Genomic DNA, 16,955 nt, shown 5'->3' on the forward strand with positions numbered 1-16,955 from the left:
CTTATCCACAGTCACGCCAAAAAGCGAACCTAAAGCAGTGCAGGAACCAAAACCGGTTGAAAAAAAACCTGAGCCAAAACCGATTGAGCCTGAGCCAATTGAGCCTAAAACTGAGCCGATACCCGAACCTGGACCCATAAAAGAGCACACTGAAGATAGGGTTGAAAAAAAAGTTCTCCCCCAACCGCAGCAAATAAAAAAGCAAGAAAATATCTCAAATGCAGATACAACGTTAAGTGATGACGTAACGAAAGCAAAAAGAGAGCTGTTTATCGCCAATTTGATAAAACGGATTAATAGTAATAAATCATATCCTCGTTCAGCCAGAAGACGCGCCGTAGAAGGGGTCGTAACAGTTGAATTTTTAATTTTAGAAGATGGAAATGTAAAAAATATTAATATTGTTTCCGGTAATACTATTTTTAAAAAATCAGCCGTTAGTGCAATAGAAAATAGCTTTCCTATCGATATAGAAGAATCACTGTTTCATTTCCCTAAAAAATTTAAAATCAGTATCTCTTATATCTTAAAATGAGAGATATCAATTACTACTATTTGACTCTTTGTTGTTATAGACCTTCATAGTAAAAGATGAGCTTATCATCTCACCATCTCTTTTGAAGCTTATCGGAAAATTCACGGCTATAATCCAGTCGCTCTTGTTGAGGGCATCGAGGAAGTTGTAAAAACTCTTTGGTGAGCTGATCTCCGAGGTCGTATTTACTTCATATACGCTAAATTCTTCCTCATCATCGGATTTACTCACTTTTGAGACACTCAGGGAGCTAAAAAAAGATTTGTGCTGCTTCTCAAATCTCTCGGGATTAAACTCGGTTGCAAATGCTTTGATGGCATGAAGATTATCGCTTTGGAGTTTTTGAAGTATAACCTCTTTTTCAATAGAGAAATCACCTAGTTGCTTTAGCTCAAGATTCTCTTTTTTTAGCTCGGCTTTTTTTATCCTATACTCTTTGCCTTCAGGAATTAAAACCCCAAAAGAGAAGACTAAAACAAACAGAAGCAAAAAGAGCGTAATTGCCATCAAATATATGTTTTGTCTTGAGAAATTAATTTTCACTGCTTAACTCCTCTTCATCTATATAGTTGGTAGATACAAATCTTAACCATCCGTTATCCGCCGGATAAAAACTGCTGTATGTTCTATGAAAGATGGAACGAAGCGGTGCTTGAAGCATAAAGTTATAAACATCTTTATTTGGCGTAATACCATAAAGAATAAGTCCATCTTGCATAATCTTTGCTTCTGAGAGCGTTATTCTGCTTGGAACCAAGTCAAAGAGATTATTTATGCTCTCTTTTAAAACACTGTTTTTCGTAAAAATTTTCTCGGCAAAAAGACTCTGTTTCTCAATAACTGAAATCTGGGTATTCATCTTTGTTATATTTGTTCGAAGCTCAACTTTTTGCTTTGCAATATCTTCTACCTCATGAGCAAATCTGTAATCTTTAAAAAGCAAAAAGGCGTATGTGCTAAAGAGCATAAAAATAGTAACGCCAAAAAAGGTAAAAATCAGCTGTATATCTTTTGTAAAGACCGTTTTTTTTCTCGGTTTTATATAGCTATATCTCATTTGCCTCTGCCTTTGCCATCTCACACACTGCCACGCCAAGATCGATTTTTCTAACATATACGTTTAAAAACATCTCCTCTTCAAGATAACTCTTAAGTTCTGAGCTTGTTCCTATGCCGTCTGCTATATAGATGGTCTCTATAAACTGACTCTCATATTTCGGATCTTTATAAAAAGTGTTAAGCGCACTTTGAATAAGTGAAAATCTTTGATAATCTTCGTTAAATCCCTCACTTGAGATATCAACGTCGCTCTCTACGATCTCTTGAACCTCATGCATCTCAGAAAACTCATCCATATCATCAGCACTGTCTAAATCTTCAATATTGGTAAAGTCGTCAAAGTCGGTAGAGTCATCATCAAGACTCATATCTTCAATATCGATTCCCTTAATTCCGAGCGAAACATCCTCGTCTTCAAGCAGAGAGTCTATCAACATATCCTCATCGTCCTTATGATGCTGCATATTTAAATACTTACCGTAGAGCAATTTTGAGTTATCAAATATGCTAAAAGAGAGATAGTTGTCTTCGACTAAGACAAACATAGACAAGCTACTATCTATCTTATCTTTAAAAAAGTTAGCCATTATCGCAAATGGGGAGAAAATAAAATCGAGTCCGATACTTCTGTATTCGTGTTTTGTTGCTTCAAGATCATACTCGGAGGTATAAAAAGCCCACTTATCCGAGTAGCAGATATACTCTGAAGCGTTAATGTCGCAATACTTCTCCATCTCGCTTGGCGCGCAAGTAGGAACAGCTCCCTGATTTGAAGACTTGTCTAGTACTGATATATAGCAAAAGGGTGTCTCTTTAAAAAAAGAGCGGACAAACTCATACATCTTAGAATTTATTGTTGTGGTCTCAAAAATTTTGTGTGTGCTCTGCAGTACTTCTTTTTTTGAGCAGACCTCAACGTAAACAACCGTCTGTAGATTTTCGACAATGATATTTATAAAAACTTTTGTATATAAAGTTTCTAAAAATTTACCAATCATTACTCAGAAGCTCCACAAAGAGGATGAGCCGAGTTGTAGTTTTTCTGTTTCAATGCACTACCCAATTTCGTATATATTTGCGTTGTTGCCATAGACGAGTGTCCCAACAGCTCACTGACATCGGCAATGGGAGCCCCACCGTTTAATAGGCTCGATGCGTAAGAGTGTCTGAGCTGATGTGGAGTGACTTTTAAGCCGACTCTTCTAAAGACATTTGTAACGATATATCTTAGACTGTTTTGGCTTAATTTTTCGCCATTTTTCTCAAAAACAAATTTTTTTTGCACCGTTGTACTCAAATACGCATCAAGCAGCTCTTTTGCGTTTGCCAAAAGTGGAACGTCCCTTTGTTTATTACCTTTTCCTATAACTCTTATCCACTCTGTGGAGATATCATTAACTCTCAATGAGGTAAGTTCTGATATTCTAAGACCGAGCGTATAAAGTAGCGTTACAGCCAGTTTATCTCTCAAGTCACAGTCTGAAATTGCTTCAACAATATGCTTGTGCGCTATAGGCTTTGGAAGAGTTTTTGCAACTTTAACGCTCTCATCCGCCTTTAGAACAACTCTTATGTTGTTGTCATTTAAGTACTCGGCAAAAGAGCGAATTGCGCTCAGCTTTTTACTGATTGTCTTTGGATTTAGTGAAGAGATTTTTATACGGTAAGGCATAAGGTCTAAAAGAGTATGCCCTCCCTCTTGCAGCACATCAATATATGTAAATGCCTCTTTTATAGATTCATCATAGCTCTTGATAGTAAGGTCGGAGTAGCCTCTTATCTCTTCAAGATAGAGAAGAAACTCTCCTCTTTTAGCTTCTATTGATTTTTTCAAGTAACTTCTCAAACTTACTGTAGTACTGAGCAGCCTGCTCTACCAGCTCCTTATCAGTTACAACACTGGGTGCGAGCTTTATATAAGCGCTTATCATAATCTCGCACATCATCTTCATTTTTGCCTTATCCGCATCGGAGATGCTCTCTTTACGAGCGATCTCATCTATGATCTTCATATATTTTTTTGCATCGTCTATGTAAGAGACATACTTCAGTGAGGTCTGAGACTGCGTCATTACGGTAGCTGCCATTCTGTTGTAGAGATCCAGGCTAAAAGCCTCTTTTGCAAGAGTATACGCTTCCTTATAATCCCCTGTTTCATAGTAATATTTTGCTCTAAGTGATTTTTCATAGGATGGGTTTGTTATAAAATATGCTCCCATAACAAAAAGCAAAAAAAGTGCAGTCAACGGAATAAACAGTCTAGATTTCATGTTTTAAGAGCCCCTCTTTCATCACTTTTTTTGCCTCTTGCATATCCATCTCTCTAACATCTATTGGAGATGTGGAGTAGTAGTTCAGAGTACCAAACGGCTTGGGAATAGTAAATCTGTCCCAGCTCTTTAGCTGCCAATACTTTGTCGGTTTCATCTCAACTAGAACTATTTTGGCTTTCGCTTTTTGCGCCATCGCTATTATACCATCTGCAACCTCATGTCTGGGTCCCTTTGGTCCATCGGGTGTAATGCCAATATCATAACCATCTTTTAGTGCCCTGATTCCCTGCATTAAAACCCTTGCGGCATTTCTGTTTGTCGAGCCCTCTATTGTGCCGAGTCCGAAATATTTTATGGTTTTTGAGATTAGCATGCCGTCAAAATGGCTGGAGATTAAAACTTTTGCATGAGGAGTTTTTCTGTATTTTGCGTATAGGTAGGGAAGCATTAAAAGCTCTCCGTGCCAACAAGCAAAGATTGTCGGCTCATCCCCAATCGTCTCTGGGGCGTGAAATACCTTTTTATTGCTCAAATAAATCAATCTGATAAAGAGTGATGCCACAAAAGGAACGATTAAGAGCGCCAATGTCCGAAATATTTTTTTACCCAACAACTTCTCCGGTTAAAATAGTTCTTCCTATCTGAGTGATTTTCACATCTCTAAACTTACCCAAAAGCTCATCGGAACCTTTTACTTTTATAACGATGTTGTTATCGCTTCTTCCGCTGACATGGTACTCTTTATTTAAATCTTCAAAATAGACGTTATAGATTTTACCAAGATGTGTTCTGTTTTTTTCGTCCAGAAGTTCCGTTTGAAGATTTTGCAGTGTAGTAAGCCTATGAGAGGCAACATCTTCATCTACGACATTTGTAAAGTGTTCGGCTTCCGTCTCAGGTCTAGCGGAGTATTTAAATGAGAAGATTTGATCAAATCTGACCTTTCTCACAACATCCAGAGTCTCTTCAAAATCCTCGTCGCTCTCTCCTGGAAATGCTACGATAATATCAGTTGAGATGCTTACCTCAGGGCAGACACTTCTTAGTTTTTCGACACGGTTTAAAAACCACTCTTTGGTATAGCCGCGTTTCATATCTTTTAGCACTTTTGTAGAACCGCTCTGAAGCGGCATATGCATTGATTTGCAGATTTTAGGATTTGAGGCAAACTCCTCTATAAACTCGTCATCCATGTGAAACGGATGCGGTGAGGTAAAACGGAGTCTCTCAACACTCTCTATTTCACTAAGTCTTTTGAGCAGCTCCGTAAAGTTCATCTTCTCATGTTCACCGGAAAATCGGCGTCCGTAATTATTTACGTTTTGCCCAAGAAGAAAAAGCTCTTTTGCACCACTCTGTGCTGCTCTTTTAGCCTCGCGCAAAATAAGCTCTGTAGGGATAGATATCTCATCTCCGCGGGTTTTTGGAACTATGCAGTAAGTGCATGATTTGTCACACCCGATGGAGATATTGATGTAGGCTTTGTATGGAGATGTTCTAAACTCATCAAAAGCAAAAGAGCTCTCATCATAGTTTATATCTACTTCTACGGCTTTATCTCTGTGGAGAACTTCCGTTATTTTAGAGACATTTCTAGCGCCTAAAACAAAACTGACATAAGGCGCTCTTTTAATAATCTCTTCGCCGAGATGCGATGCTGTACAACCGCAGACACCTATCTTTGCACCCTCTTTTTTCTTTTTGTTAAAGACTCCGAGTTCTGAGAATAGTTTTGCTACAGGCTTCTCTCTAACCGAACATGTATTTATCAAAATAAGGTCTGCACTTTTTAAGTCATCGGTAGTCTCATAACCCTCTTTCTCTTTAAGTGCGGCAATCATATGCTCGCTGTCACGAGAGTTCATAGCACAGCCTAATGTTTCAATAAAAAGTTTTTTTGACATTATAAATTCTTAGTTTATGATGTGAACTTGATACATGTACTCGTTATCGGCAAGTCCATACTTAACTTCATTCATATAAAAACTTTTTCCCTTTGTCTCAAAATAGTCCTGAAGCTCTAAAAGGTCTTTATGTGAATTTTCTCTGTCGAAGTAAAAAATCGCGCTCTCCTGCTTCTCTAGAGCAGCCTCTATCTTTTCTAATTCTGCCTTTTTAGGCTTTGTCGTAATATCTGTTCTTGCAAACTTTAAATCCATAATCTCTCCTCATTTATATTAATGCTATATATTTTTGCATTATAGTAAAACTCTACTAAAAATCGTATTAAAGCTATTTTTATGACTATTTTGGTACAATGTCACTCTTCATAAGAAATCCCTAAAAATATTTTAACACTGTTTTTTATGAGACAATTTTGTACAGGATACAGTAATGGAAAAAATTCTAGATATAGTCGATGCAATAGCACATGAAAAAGGTCTTAAACCGGAGAAGGTAAAAGAGGCATTAAAAACAGCATTTATTCAAACCGCAAAAAGGGTAATAAACCAGAAATTTGCTTTTGAAGCAGTAATAAACAACCAAACCAAAACTATTGATGTTATTCAGACGATAACCGTGGTTGCAGATGATGATGAGAGGCTTCAAGATGAGTTTATAGCTCCTGCTTATATATCAATAACCGAAGCAAGAGAGTATGATGATCAGGTAGAACTTGATGACCAACTTCAGATTCCACACGACCTGGAAGAGTATGGCAGAACTGCCGCTTCAACGCTTCACCGTGAGATAGAGTACCATATCCAAAGACTTATAGAAGATGAGATTTTTAACAAATATAAAGCCAAAATCGGGACACTTGTTACCGGCAGAGTAACGAGAGTGGACAACAACAATGCGACATATATTGATATTGATGAAGTTCGTGCGGTTTTACCTATGAAAAACCGTATAAAAGGTGAAGTTTTCAAAATCGGAGACCATCTCAAAGCGGTTGTCCGCCGTGTAAATATGGACAAAGAGAACGGTATCCAAATCGAGCTCTCACGTACATCTCCAAAATTTTTAGAGGAGCTCTTGGCGCTTGAGGTTCCTGAAATTGCAGACGGAACCGTAGTTGTAGAAAAAAGTGCTCGTATACCGGGAGAGAGAGCTAAAGTAGCGCTTATTAGCATGCACCCCCAAGTTGATGCGGTAGGTGCGACGGTCGGAGTTAAAGGCGTTCGTATCAATGCGGTCAGCCAAGAGCTTATCGGTGAAAATATAGATTGTATTGAGTACTCAAGCATCCCTGAACTTTTTATATCAAGGATTATGAGCCCTGCAATTATCTCTAGTGTTGAGATCGTAAAAGATGAGAACGGTGAAGCACAAAAGGCTATCGTATCTCTCTCATCTGATCAAAAATCAAAAGCAATAGGCAAAAACGGTATAAATATTCGTTTGGCTTCTATGCTTAGCGGTCTAAATATAGAGCTTGTAGAGAGTGACAAATCTGAACAAGACGGCAGTGAGAGCAGCAGCGAACAAAAAGAGAGCGTTGACGCATTAGCGGCTCTGTTTTCATAATTTATCCATCAAGACCTAAATTAATTCATAAAATAAAAAGAGTGATGTAATTACGAGGATTGAGTGAGGAAGCATACTTATAGTATGTGACGAATGAAATAACGAAGCAAGTACGTTGCTATTTTTATTTTATTCTCTTGCCATGTACGGATTTAGCTTTAAAAGTATCAAATCCGCTATCATATTACCTAAAAGGGTTAAAAACGCCGTAATCATTAAAGTTCCCATAATTATTGGATAGTCACGGCTCAGGGCGCTCATATAAAAAAGCTGCCCCATCCCCTCAATTCCAAAGATAGACTCCAAAATCACACTTCCTCCTATAAGTCCCGGCAAAGAGAGCCCTAAAAGAGTTATTATCGGCGGCAAAAGATTTGGAAATATGTAGTAGCGAAGCAGCTCTCTTTTGTTCAAACCGCGGGAGAGCGCAAAGTAGTAGTAGTCACTCTTTAGTATCTCCAGTGTCAGAGAGCGGATATAAATTATCATGCTTCCAAGTCCTACAAATATCATAACTCCTACTGGCAAAACAAGATGCCAAGCCATATCAAGGTAGTACTCAACTCCCTCTTTTGGCTCTACCGAGTGCAGACCCGAGATAGGAAACAATCCTAAAGTCAAAGAGAAGAAAATGATAAAAAGAAGTGCCAGATAAAAAGAGGGCATTGAGAACGAAACAAGAGAGACTTGGCGTATGATGTAATCACTCTTTTTTTCATAGTTAAGTGCCGCTTTTATCCCCAAATACAAAGAGATAACAAACACGGCAACAAGTGCAGTTATATTCATGGCTAACGTTACGGGGAGCCGCTTTAGTATCTCGGCACTTACGTCCTGACCAGTTACAAAAGAGATGCCGAAATTTAGACTAACTATATTTATAACCCAGTCAACATACTGCTGAGAGAGCGGTTTGTCGAGTCCATATACCGCTTTTAGTGTGGCAATTGCTTCTTCCGTCATATTGGGGTTTAGCTCCCCTGCTCCAAAAAAACTGTTGGGTGCGGCATGGATTGCTAAAAAAGAGATGATTGAGATAAGAAGAAGCATAAAAAGTATATATGCTATTTTTTTTATTAGTCTGTTCATTGAAAAAATTATAGCTAAAAAAGATCAAAATGAGTCCTACTCATCTTCCCACAAAACAGGAAAGGAGAAGATGAGGAGGGCTCACTCCCCCGGAAGGAGGTCGGGGGATATGAGCTTATAAAAGGGTGTATGGCAGTAACTAGAAATTGTATGTTAGATAAATCTGAATATGATTAGTGTCATTATCAGTATTTGCTACATTGTCTTTTTGATTATCCATAATAAATGCTACAGAAGTATCCAGTGGGCCAAATGACTTAGATGCAACAAGAGCAATCTCAGTCACCTCAGTATCAACTGCTGCACTTGGGTTAATATCAGCAGCGTAGTAACCAGCAAGCAGATCAATACCAGCAACAGTTGCCTCAACAGTTAAAGAGTAAGACTCTGCACCGGTTGCAGATACATTACCGTATGCCCACCACATTTCAGTATATAATTTAGACTGACCTGTAGTAGTCGCAACGTTAGCTAAGCCAAGAGTACCTTTATCATCTACATCAGAGTATGCAACTTTAACGGTTGCAACATCTTTAGCTTCATAACCAAGCATTACAGCAAACGCTTCGTCTTCATCAGAATTATTTACTTCAACTTCAGTATATTGAGCACCTGCTAAGATACCGCCAACATTTAAGTCTGCTTGAAACCAAGTAGCTGTCGCAAGTTGTTGTAGACTATAATACCAAGCTTGAACAGTTAAAGGCTTAATTGTGTTATTTACAAGACCTGCAACATAAACACCGTTTGTTCCGAAAGTATTAAACTTACCGCCCTGAGAAGTTATTCCAGCTTGAGCAGCACCGCCTTCAATACCACCGAATACATTAATATCATTTAATGTTCCAGGAGCAAGTGGAGCACCTGTGCTTTTTGGATCCCAGCTCGACCCGTTGTGCTTACCTACATATGTAGCAACTAAAGTTGTATCAGGAATGCTTTGGTTGATTAAAACAGCAGCTTCAAAAGTATTTTGGTCAATTCCCCAAGTCTCTGTAAATGCCAAAGGAGTATCAAGTGCCTGACGACCAACTTTTACAGTAGTATCAAACGCAGAACCTGCAACCCATAACTCACCAAGGAAAAATGCATCATCAAGCTGTTTTCCGCCAAGTTCACTAGCAAAACTAGAACCAGAAGCATCCGATATAGTATGTACATTTGACCAAGTATTATCTACCAGATTATTCTCTAAACCTAATGTAGTAACATAAGTACCTTTTACACCTGCAGAGACACCTTTAGTTAAGTCTGTAGTTAACTCTAAGTTAGCAGCAGCATTTCCATAAGCACCTTCAGAGTCAAAAAATGACGGCTTTGTTCCGCCAAGAACACTTTTATAAGTACCAACATCGCTATCCATTGTTCCGTAAAATAGTTTTACATCACCAGAAACTTTTGTGTTTTCAATTGCAAATGCAGTTGAACCTATTAGCATTGCTGCTACTAAACTTAATTTTGTTAATTTCATATCGCTTCTCCTAGTTTTAATATTGTCAACAGTTTGTCAATATGTTGTCATCATAATGTCATATTTATCTTTAAATTAAGATTAACTTATGAGAATAAACTAATATTTTTTATAAGATTGTTATTTATTTTCTGTATACTTGCATTATGAAAAACATTATTATGACAATATTGGCAGTTACACTCTTTAGCGCATGTAGTAAAGTGGATGGGGTAAACCCATCTCAGAACCAAGCACTAAATAGCGTTTCTGGCAAAACAGAGAAGAAAAAGAGTGGCTATATGCAACAAAAGCTAGACAAGTGGCTAAATAAAGAGTGGTCACCCGTTGTCGAGGGTATTAAAGGCGAAAACGGTACTTCAAAACTTGTCGAGGTCAAAACTGGCACACTTCTAAAAGAGATGACTAAAGAGGAAGTGATAAAGCAAAAAGAGGTGCAAGAGAAGTATAGCAACGAAGATAGAAACTTTACATTGCAGGAGTATGTTGAGAAAATGGCACTCTATAACAGCACGCACGCTTCGGACGAGGATGAGTCTCACGCTCAAAAAATAAACTCAATGCCTGCTATAGGCAATAAAAAATAGAACTATACTCCCCTTGGGGGAATATAGTTCTGTGTTAAAAAGCAAAACTAACGGTAGCTACGACATTCTCTTCATCAGAACTAGAGTCACTCTCATGATTAAAATCAATATATGCGACACTTAAATCAAATTTCTCAAATGACCTGTTTAGTCCTGCCGAATAGTTGGTACCCATGTTGTCATAGTCGCCATAACTAGCACTAAACCCTATCTCATACGGCAGGTTGATTGAAGCACCGACCTCCCAATAATCCTCAGAATCTAACTCATCAGTCTCAATACCGACGCTATATTTTGCGCTGAGACCAAACTTTTCCCACTCTTTACTCAATCCAAAATAGAGCTCTGCAAAGTTATACTCATCTGACATATTTGGATAAATATACCCTATCGCTCCAATATCAAAACCGACACCTTCGAGTTCGCCTGCATATCCTGCATAAACATCCGCTTCCAAAGAATTTTTCCCATCTCCAAACTCTACATTTGAGCCCCAGACACCTGCATACAAACCTTTGTACTCCAAATCAACTCCGCCTTGAATTGCCGGAGAGTCTTTTGTCTGCGTCATCCCTCTCCAGACATAGTTACTTGTTAGTGCCATATTTGCGCTCACACTAACACCGGATTTCTCAGCCTCTGCAAATATAGAAGTTGCTAGCAATGCTGTAATTACACTTAGTTTAAGAAGTTTCATCTTTTATCCTTTTTTTTGATTGTGATATTATTGCACATGAATTAAATTAATATTGATAAAAATAGATTAAAAATTAGGCAGTTTATTGGAGAAATTTTAACGCGGTTGTTAAAAAGCTTAAAACATATCTGCTTTAAGCTTTTAAAAATATTTATTGGTGTCTACTTCACGTCCCAAGCAAGAACAGTTTTACCCTCTGGAGTAGTCTCAGCTGCAGCCATACCCATGATGTTATATCCATTGTCCACATAGTGAACTTCGCCCGTAACACCCGAAGCCAAGTCACTCAGCAGATACATAGCAGAGTTGCCGACCTGCTCAGTTGTCACATTTTTCTTAAGAGGTGAGTTTGTCTCATTCCAGTTTAAAATCTGTTTAAAGTCGCCTATTCCCGCAGCAGCCAATGTTCTGATAGGTCCCGCAGAAATAGCGTTAACTCTCTGCCCCTTTTTTCCAAGCTCAACTGCCATGTATCTAACGGTTGATTCAAGTGCTGCCTTTGCAACGCCCATAACATTGTAATTTACTATATATTTTGGTCCGCCTAAATATGAGAGAGTAAGGATAGATGCATCATCGCTTAAGACGGATTCTAAACGGTTTGTCAAGTCTATTAAAGAGTAGACGGAGATATCCATGGCAATCTGAAATGCCTGTTTTGTAGTTTTCATAAAAGGCTCACTAAGCGCCTCTTTTGGAGCAAATGCAACGGAGTGAACCAAAAAATCGATCTTGCCGAAATCTTTGGCTATTAGTGAAGCGATATTTGCCATATGCTCATCGTTTGAAACATCCAGTTCGTACACTTTGTCACTTCCAAAAGATGCTGCCAGCGGCTCAACTCTCTTTTTGAGCGCATCGTTTAAGTATGTAAACGCTAACTCTGCGCCCTGCTCATGACACGACTTTGCTATTCCATACGCTATCGACTTATCGTTTGCCAAACCTACTATTAAACCTTTTTTGCCCTTCATTACCATTTATATCTCTCCTATTATTTTATTTTGAACAATGTCGGAAGTAATTCCGCCATTTACGCTAGCCGCTATGGCACTAAAGCGACGCGTTACGCGTCAAGTAGTAATCCCTATTTGTTTAATACACTTGCATATTCACACATTGTACAAAAATGTTCCGCATAGAGTGCGGCACTGCCTACTAAAATACCCTCAACGCCATCAAGCGCCAAAACTTCCTTGGCGTTTGTAACTTTAACGCTTCCTCCATAAAGTAGAGGAGCCGATGATTTTTTCTTCAGTTCTGCATGTATCGCTACGATATCCGCATTTGTTGGAGTAAGCCCGGTTCCTATCGCCCAAACAGGCTCATAAGCTACAATGAGATTTTCATACGATGTGTCTATACCCTCGTACTGCGCAGAGATATACTCCATCATGCTCTCAAATCCGGCTTCTCTTATCTCCAGCGGCTCGCCGACACAGTAGATAATCTTAAAGCCGAGTTCTTTATAAAAGTTAAACTTTTTTATAAGTTCTTCTTGCGCCTCGCCTAAAATATGTCTTCTCTCGCTATGACCGATGAGAATAGTTTTTATGCCAAACTCTTCCAGCTGCTCGTAGCCGATTTCGCCTGTAAATGCGCCGTTAATCGTAGGATAAGCATTTTGCACACCTACAACTACGGCTCCTACATGTAAATTTAAACTTGAAGTTGCAGGAAAAATAAAAACCTCTTGAGAGATGCTGTTTTTGCTTAAAAAGCTCTCTACCTCGTTTATGTATTTGAGAGTTTTCTCTCTTGTAAGATTTGTTTTTAAATTTGCTGCAATAATCATAACTTAACCATCCGTAATAACTAAAGATGCCACACCTGGTAAAACTTTGCCCTCAAGCAGTTCCAAAGAAGCTCCGCCGCCTGTTGAGATAAAGGTCATCTCATCATCAACGCCTATTCTTTGAACCAAATCCGCCGTATCGCCGCCGCCTACAACAGTTGTAGCGTAGCTGTCGGCTACAAAGTGAGCTATCTCGTTTGAGCCTCTTGCAAATTTATCCATCTCATAAACCCCCATGGGACCGTTCCACAGAACAGTCTGAACATCGCCTAAAACCTCTTTGTAAAGTTTCACGGTTGCAGGTCCAATGTCAAGACCCATCCAGCCTTTTGGAATCTCCTGAGCAGATGTTATCTTTATAATGGAATCCTCGGCAAATTTTTGGGCCGCGACAACATCTACGGGAAGATAAAATTTAACACCGAGCTTTTTTGCCTCATCCATGATATGTCCCGCATCTTCAAGCAGATCGTCCTCAACAAGCGAAGCACCGATATCATGTCCCAACTTTTTTAAAAACGTAAACGCCATACCGCCGCCGATAAGAACTTTATCTACTCTTGGAAGAAGATTTATAAGTGCTTCAAGCTTGCCTGAAACCTTTGAACCGCCTACTATAGCCGCAAAAGGACGAACAGGATTTTGTATCAGTTTGCCAAAAAACTGTATCTCTTTTTGAAGCAAAAATCCGGCTGCTTTATGCTTAGAATCAAAAAAGTGTGTTATTCCCTCAACTGATGAGTGCGCACGATGACTAACTCCAAACGCGTCGTTTATATAAAAATCAGCCATTGAAGCCAACTTTTTAGAGAGCTCTACATCATTTTTTGTCTCACCCTCTTCGTAACGGAGATTTTCCAAGAGCAGAACCTCTCCTTCTTGCAAGGATGCCGCTTTTGAAAGTGCATCTTCCCCGACTACATCTTTTGCCAAAACAACTTCTCTCTTTAGCAGATGCTGAATTCTTCTAGCAACGGAGATGAGCGAATATTTTTCAACCATCTGCCCCTCCGGACGCCCAAGATGAGAGCCAAGCACGACTGCGCAATCTTGATCAAGACAGTAGTTTATAGTAGCAAGAGCAGAGCGTATACGTCGGTCGTCGGATATATTTCCAAACTCATCCATAGGTACATTAAAATCGCATCTGATAAAAACTTTCTTGCCTGCTAAATCTAAATTTTTAATATTTAAAAGTTCCAAATTCCATCCTATTTGCTGATATGCAGAGCCATGTCCAGAAGTCTTGTCGAGTACGCCCACTCATTGTCATACCATGCCATGACTTTGAGCATATTGCCGTCAATTACCTGAGTCAAATCCTCTGCAACGATAGAGCTGTAATCACATCCGACGAAATCCTGAGAGACTCTCATCTCTTTATCCATAAGAATAATTCCCTTAAGATAGCCCTCGGCAGCTTCATTAAGCACTGTCGTTACTTCCTCTTTTGTAGTGTTTTTCTTTACGATTACATTTAAATCTACCATAGAGACGTTAGGTGTCGGAACACGAACGCTCTGTCCGTGAAGCTTTCCTTGAAGCTGAGGAAGAACTAGTCCGATAGCTTTTGCGGCACCGGTAGTCGTCGGAATCATATTGATAGCGCCTGCACGTGCGCGTCGTTTATCTTTTGAGTGCTTTACATCTAAGATATTTTGATCATTTGTATATGAGTGGATTGTCGTCATAAGACCTTTTTCTATCCCAAAAGCATCATCAAGCACTTTTGCTATAGGACCAAGACAGTTTGTCGTACATGAAGCATTAGAGACTATATTTTGCCCGGCGTATAGATGTTCGTTTACGCCGATAACAAATGTAGGAGTGTCATCTTTTGCGGGAGCCGAGAAAAGAACTTTTTTGATTCCGTTATTTATATGAATCTGAGCATCTTTTTGACTTAAAAATACGCCTGTACACTCCAAAACTATATCTGCACCGCACTCGGCAAATTTGAGGTTTTTTGGATCGCGATCACTAAAAACCCTAATATTTTTGCCGTCAATCGTGATGTTCTCATCATCAATCTGCACTACTTTACTCTTAAATGTTCCATGAACAGAGTCGTTTTTGAGAAGATAGAGCATCATATCTATACTTGCCATATCATTTATAGCTACAATCTCTACATCATCTCTTGTTGCAGCAATTCGAGCTACACAGCGACCGATTCTACCAAATCCGTTAATTGCTATCTTTAGTGCCATTATATTTCCTAATAAAATAAAAATTGGGCAATTTTACCTAAAGTTAGTTATAATTCGCTTTAAATATGGATACAATCGCACTTTTTGGCGGTTCATTTGACCCGCCGCATATTGGTCACGAGGCAATAGTTAAGGCTTTGAGAGAATTCAAAGAAATTGACAAGGTTATAATAATGCCTACATATCTAAATCCGTTCAAGTCAAATTTTTATGCTCCTGCATCTCTTAGAGTAGAGTGGTTAAAAGAGATATTTAAAGAGTATAAAAATGTCGAGATTTCAGAGTATGAAGTTTTACAAAAAAGACAAGTAACAACAATCGAGAGCGTAAAGCATCTATTAAAGAGTTATAAAAAAATATATCTTATAATCGGTGCCGACAACCTCTCTTGCCTTGAGGAATGGGATAGATATGATGAGCTTAAAGAGTTAGTTACTTTTATAGTAGTTCCAAGAGACAATATTGAGATTCCAGAGCATTTTTTAAGACTCGATGTTGATGAGAAAATATCATCAACAAAGCTTAGAGAGTGTGTTGAGATCTCAAAACTGCCAAAAAAATGCGCAAAAGAGATATATAATTTTTACAAGGAAAACTATTGCAAAACAGAATAGAAAAAATAACCGAAGTCCTAGACCAAAACAAAGCAGAAAACATAGAGGTTTTTGACCTTAGAGAGAAAAACTACTTTGTAGATTATGCAATTATCGCATCATCACTCGGCTCAAGACATACGATGGCTCTTTTAGATCATCTAAAAACTGAGCTTAAACCTGCAGAAAAATTTATCAACGTAGATGAGAGCAGTGACTGGATTGTTGTTGATTTAGGAGATATCCTAATCCATATCATGACACCTGAATACAGAGTGAAATACGACATGGAGAGTTTTTTAAGCTCTCTAGCCGAGGGCAAAGAGGGTATGCCTCTTTAAAAAACAGTTATCAACTCAAGAGGAGAAAAGCGACTCTAACAATCCTTTCTTTTTCTTTTGAGGCTCATAAGGTTTTACCCTCTCATCTACAAAATTTGGATCGCCCTTTTCAAAAACTTCTTGAGAAACTCTCTTAATGCTTTTTTTAGGTTTATCTTCCTTGACATATCCGTTATCTACCGAGCCCATGGCTCCATGTGGAATACACATCTTCTCTCCTACTATTAAATCTCATATAATTTGAACAAAGTCCAAATTATATTCAGTCACTAAAGCTTTGCCTGCGGCAAGGAGGAGTCATTTTGACTCCTCCTTATGAGATTATTTCACTATTATTGCAGAAGAAAAGTAAAGAGTATGTAATCTTTATTACATAAGTATAAACTTAAGACTCCAATCTTTTGCGTATAATATCCGCTACACGAAAAGCGTTCGCATAAATAGTCCATGTATAAGGCACACTTCCTCCCGTAGGCATAAAACTCGCATCTGTTACATAAAGGTTCTCTAGCGCATGCGCTTTGCAGTTTTTATCAAGCACTGATGTTTGAGGATTCTCTCCAAATCTGCAGCCGCCTGCCACAAGATTTGGCGGAGGTGCAGAAGAGATAGAGTAACTTATCTCAGAGGCTCCCATTTTCTCCAACACCTGCACCGCTTTTTTTGCCAAGTCATTGCCGACTTCTCTATCATGAGGATGGCTGTAGAGATGTATTACACCAACGGGGATGCCGTACTTATCTCTAACCTCTTCCTCAATGCCCACAAAACACTCATCTGTAGGAAGCCAGTCATTAAAAACTTCAAAATTCAAAACTCTTGAAGTCGTAAGCT

The 16,955-nt window shown here is 38.7% G+C and carries 22 protein-coding genes; 5 read left to right on the forward strand and 17 right to left on the reverse strand.

All coding sequences use genetic code 11. From position 1 onward, the window contains the following. A partial coding sequence (locus IBX42_RS07935) for an energy transducer TonB (protein ID WP_294931370.1) occupies positions 1 to 535 on the forward strand: 535 nt, incomplete at its 5' end. Between the two features lie 6 nt (positions 536 to 541). On the opposite strand, the gene IBX42_RS07940 is transcribed toward IBX42_RS07935, so the two are convergent. The 8 genes from IBX42_RS07940 to IBX42_RS07975 are packed head-to-tail and all read right to left on the reverse strand — an operon-like array spanning position 542 to position 6,026. Then, on the reverse strand, positions 542 to 1,078 hold the full coding sequence (locus IBX42_RS07940) for a hypothetical protein (protein WP_294931373.1): 537 nt from the start codon (positions 1,076 to 1,078) through the stop codon (positions 542 to 544). Then, positions 1,068 to 1,592 (reverse strand): hypothetical protein, encoded by a 525-nt coding sequence (locus IBX42_RS07945; protein WP_294931376.1) that lies wholly within the window; start codon positions 1,590 to 1,592, stop codon positions 1,068 to 1,070. Before IBX42_RS07945 ends, IBX42_RS07940 begins: the two co-directional genes overlap by 11 nt. Then, complete coding sequence (locus IBX42_RS07950) at positions 1,582 to 2,592, reverse strand: hypothetical protein (protein ID WP_294931379.1); 1,011 nt, start codon at positions 2,590 to 2,592, stop codon at positions 1,582 to 1,584. Before IBX42_RS07950 ends, IBX42_RS07945 begins: the two co-directional genes overlap by 11 nt. After that, complete coding sequence (locus tag IBX42_RS07955) at positions 2,592 to 3,428, reverse strand: tyrosine-type recombinase/integrase (RefSeq protein WP_294931382.1); 837 nt, start codon at positions 3,426 to 3,428, stop codon at positions 2,592 to 2,594. Before IBX42_RS07955 ends, IBX42_RS07950 begins: the two co-directional genes overlap by 1 nt. After that, positions 3,406 to 3,864 (reverse strand): hypothetical protein, encoded by a 459-nt coding sequence (locus IBX42_RS07960; RefSeq protein WP_294931384.1) that lies wholly within the window; start codon positions 3,862 to 3,864, stop codon positions 3,406 to 3,408. The genes IBX42_RS07955 and IBX42_RS07960 overlap by 23 nt, the downstream gene beginning before the upstream one ends. Continuing rightward, complete coding sequence (locus tag IBX42_RS07965) at positions 3,854 to 4,477, reverse strand: lysophospholipid acyltransferase family protein (RefSeq protein WP_294931387.1); 624 nt, start codon at positions 4,475 to 4,477, stop codon at positions 3,854 to 3,856. The genes IBX42_RS07960 and IBX42_RS07965 overlap by 11 nt, the downstream gene beginning before the upstream one ends. Beyond that, positions 4,470 to 5,774 carry a tRNA (N6-isopentenyl adenosine(37)-C2)-methylthiotransferase MiaB gene (miaB, locus tag IBX42_RS07970; RefSeq protein ID WP_294931435.1) on the reverse strand — a complete coding sequence of 435 codons (1,305 nt, stop codon included), beginning with the start codon at positions 5,772 to 5,774 and terminating at the stop codon, positions 4,470 to 4,472. The genes IBX42_RS07965 and miaB overlap by 8 nt, the downstream gene beginning before the upstream one ends. Positions 5,775 to 5,780: 6 nt before the next feature. Next, on the reverse strand, positions 5,781 to 6,026 hold the full coding sequence (locus tag IBX42_RS07975) for an HP0268 family nuclease (RefSeq protein WP_294931390.1): 246 nt from the start codon (positions 6,024 to 6,026) through the stop codon (positions 5,781 to 5,783). Between the two features lie 175 nt (positions 6,027 to 6,201). Between IBX42_RS07975 and nusA the strand changes: the two genes are divergently transcribed. Next, complete coding sequence (nusA, locus tag IBX42_RS07980; protein ID WP_294931393.1) at positions 6,202 to 7,338, forward strand: transcription termination factor NusA; 1,137 nt, start codon at positions 6,202 to 6,204, stop codon at positions 7,336 to 7,338. A 129-nt stretch (positions 7,339 to 7,467) separates the two neighbouring features. Here nusA and IBX42_RS07985 read toward each other — a convergent pair whose 3' ends face one another. Beyond that, entirely contained in the window at positions 7,468 to 8,427 is a 960-nt protein-coding gene (locus tag IBX42_RS07985; protein WP_294931396.1) for an ABC transporter permease, read from the reverse strand. A gap of 139 nt (positions 8,428 to 8,566) precedes the next feature. Beyond that, positions 8,567 to 9,898 carry a hypothetical protein gene (locus IBX42_RS07990; RefSeq protein ID WP_294931399.1) on the reverse strand — a complete coding sequence of 444 codons (1,332 nt, stop codon included), beginning with the start codon at positions 9,896 to 9,898 and terminating at the stop codon, positions 8,567 to 8,569. A gap of 146 nt (positions 9,899 to 10,044) precedes the next feature. On the opposite strand from IBX42_RS07990, the gene IBX42_RS07995 reads away from it, so the two are divergent. Beyond that, on the forward strand, positions 10,045 to 10,485 hold the full coding sequence (locus IBX42_RS07995; RefSeq protein ID WP_294931402.1) for a hypothetical protein: 441 nt from the start codon (positions 10,045 to 10,047) through the stop codon (positions 10,483 to 10,485). 34 nt (positions 10,486 to 10,519) lie between these two features. Here IBX42_RS07995 and IBX42_RS08000 read toward each other — a convergent pair whose 3' ends face one another. The 5 genes from IBX42_RS08000 to gap all read right to left on the reverse strand — a co-directional run bounded on the left by IBX42_RS08000 (position 10,520) and on the right by gap (position 15,187). Then, positions 10,520 to 11,182, reverse strand: a complete 663-nt coding sequence (locus IBX42_RS08000) for a TorF family putative porin (RefSeq protein ID WP_294931405.1) — start codon at positions 11,180 to 11,182, stop codon at positions 10,520 to 10,522. Between the two features lie 161 nt (positions 11,183 to 11,343). Further along, the gene (gene fabI, locus IBX42_RS08005) at positions 11,344 to 12,162 is read right to left on the reverse strand and encodes an enoyl-ACP reductase FabI (RefSeq protein WP_294931409.1); all 819 of its coding nucleotides are present in this window, start codon (positions 12,160 to 12,162) and stop codon (positions 11,344 to 11,346) included. A gap of 107 nt (positions 12,163 to 12,269) precedes the next feature. Further along, the gene (locus IBX42_RS08010) at positions 12,270 to 12,977 is read right to left on the reverse strand and encodes a triose-phosphate isomerase (RefSeq protein ID WP_294931412.1); all 708 of its coding nucleotides are present in this window, start codon (positions 12,975 to 12,977) and stop codon (positions 12,270 to 12,272) included. A 3-nt stretch (positions 12,978 to 12,980) separates the two neighbouring features. After that, positions 12,981 to 14,180, reverse strand: a complete 1,200-nt coding sequence (locus tag IBX42_RS08015; RefSeq protein ID WP_294931415.1) for a phosphoglycerate kinase — start codon at positions 14,178 to 14,180, stop codon at positions 12,981 to 12,983. A gap of 8 nt (positions 14,181 to 14,188) precedes the next feature. Continuing rightward, positions 14,189 to 15,187, reverse strand: a complete 999-nt coding sequence (gene gap / locus IBX42_RS08020) for a type I glyceraldehyde-3-phosphate dehydrogenase (protein ID WP_294931419.1) — start codon at positions 15,185 to 15,187, stop codon at positions 14,189 to 14,191. A gap of 65 nt (positions 15,188 to 15,252) precedes the next feature. On the opposite strand from gap, the gene nadD reads away from it, so the two are divergent. Next, entirely contained in the window at positions 15,253 to 15,801 is a 549-nt protein-coding gene (gene nadD / locus IBX42_RS08025) for a nicotinate (nicotinamide) nucleotide adenylyltransferase (RefSeq protein WP_294931422.1), read from the forward strand. Continuing rightward, positions 15,786 to 16,121 carry a ribosome silencing factor gene (gene rsfS / locus IBX42_RS08030; RefSeq protein ID WP_294931425.1) on the forward strand — a complete coding sequence of 112 codons (336 nt, stop codon included), beginning with the start codon at positions 15,786 to 15,788 and terminating at the stop codon, positions 16,119 to 16,121. The genes nadD and rsfS overlap by 16 nt, the downstream gene beginning before the upstream one ends. Positions 16,122 to 16,136: 15 nt before the next feature. Here the strand turns inward: rsfS and IBX42_RS08035 are convergent, their stop codons facing one another. Next, on the reverse strand, positions 16,137 to 16,331 hold the full coding sequence (locus tag IBX42_RS08035) for a hypothetical protein (protein ID WP_137015140.1): 195 nt from the start codon (positions 16,329 to 16,331) through the stop codon (positions 16,137 to 16,139). A gap of 175 nt (positions 16,332 to 16,506) precedes the next feature. Then, positions 16,507 to 16,955, reverse strand: a 449-nt coding sequence (locus IBX42_RS08040; RefSeq protein WP_294931432.1) for a GMC family oxidoreductase, incomplete at its 5' end; no start/stop codon positions are given.

Origin of the sequence: Sulfurimonas sp. (assembly GCF_014859695.1) — a bacterium.
Classification (GTDB): Bacteria; Campylobacterota; Campylobacteria; order Campylobacterales; family Sulfurimonadaceae; genus Sulfurimonas.

What these genes read in the sequence shown, in the direction of transcription:
- IBX42_RS07975 (WP_294931390.1), bottom strand. Translation starts at nt 6,026, where the DNA reads ATGGATTTAAAGTTTGCAAGAACAGATATTACGACAAAGCCTAAAAAG.
- IBX42_RS08000 (WP_294931405.1), bottom strand. Translation starts at nt 11,182, where the DNA reads ATGAAACTTCTTAAACTAAGTGTAATTACAGCATTGCTAGCAACTTCT.
- IBX42_RS07985 (WP_294931396.1), bottom strand. Translation starts at nt 8,427, where the DNA reads ATGAACAGACTAATAAAAAAAATAGCATATATACTTTTTATGCTTCTT.
- IBX42_RS07950 (WP_294931379.1), bottom strand. Translation starts at nt 2,592, where the DNA reads ATGATTGGTAAATTTTTAGAAACTTTATATACAAAAGTTTTTATAAAT.
- IBX42_RS07945 (WP_294931376.1), bottom strand. Translation starts at nt 1,592, where the DNA reads ATGAGATATAGCTATATAAAACCGAGAAAAAAAACGGTCTTTACAAAA.
- nadD (WP_294931422.1), top strand. Translation starts at nt 15,253, where the DNA reads ATGGATACAATCGCACTTTTTGGCGGTTCATTTGACCCGCCGCATATT.
- IBX42_RS08035 (WP_137015140.1), bottom strand. Translation starts at nt 16,331, where the DNA reads ATGTGTATTCCACATGGAGCCATGGGCTCGGTAGATAACGGATATGTC.
- IBX42_RS08010 (WP_294931412.1), bottom strand. Translation starts at nt 12,977, where the DNA reads ATGATTATTGCAGCAAATTTAAAAACAAATCTTACAAGAGAGAAAACT.
- nusA (WP_294931393.1), top strand. Translation starts at nt 6,202, where the DNA reads ATGGAAAAAATTCTAGATATAGTCGATGCAATAGCACATGAAAAAGGT.
- gap (WP_294931419.1), bottom strand. Translation starts at nt 15,187, where the DNA reads ATGGCACTAAAGATAGCAATTAACGGATTTGGTAGAATCGGTCGCTGT.
- IBX42_RS07990 (WP_294931399.1), bottom strand. Translation starts at nt 9,898, where the DNA reads ATGAAATTAACAAAATTAAGTTTAGTAGCAGCAATGCTAATAGGTTCA.
- IBX42_RS07995 (WP_294931402.1), top strand. Translation starts at nt 10,045, where the DNA reads ATGAAAAACATTATTATGACAATATTGGCAGTTACACTCTTTAGCGCA.
- IBX42_RS07960 (WP_294931384.1), bottom strand. Translation starts at nt 3,864, where the DNA reads ATGAAATCTAGACTGTTTATTCCGTTGACTGCACTTTTTTTGCTTTTT.
- fabI (WP_294931409.1), bottom strand. Translation starts at nt 12,162, where the DNA reads ATGGTAATGAAGGGCAAAAAAGGTTTAATAGTAGGTTTGGCAAACGAT.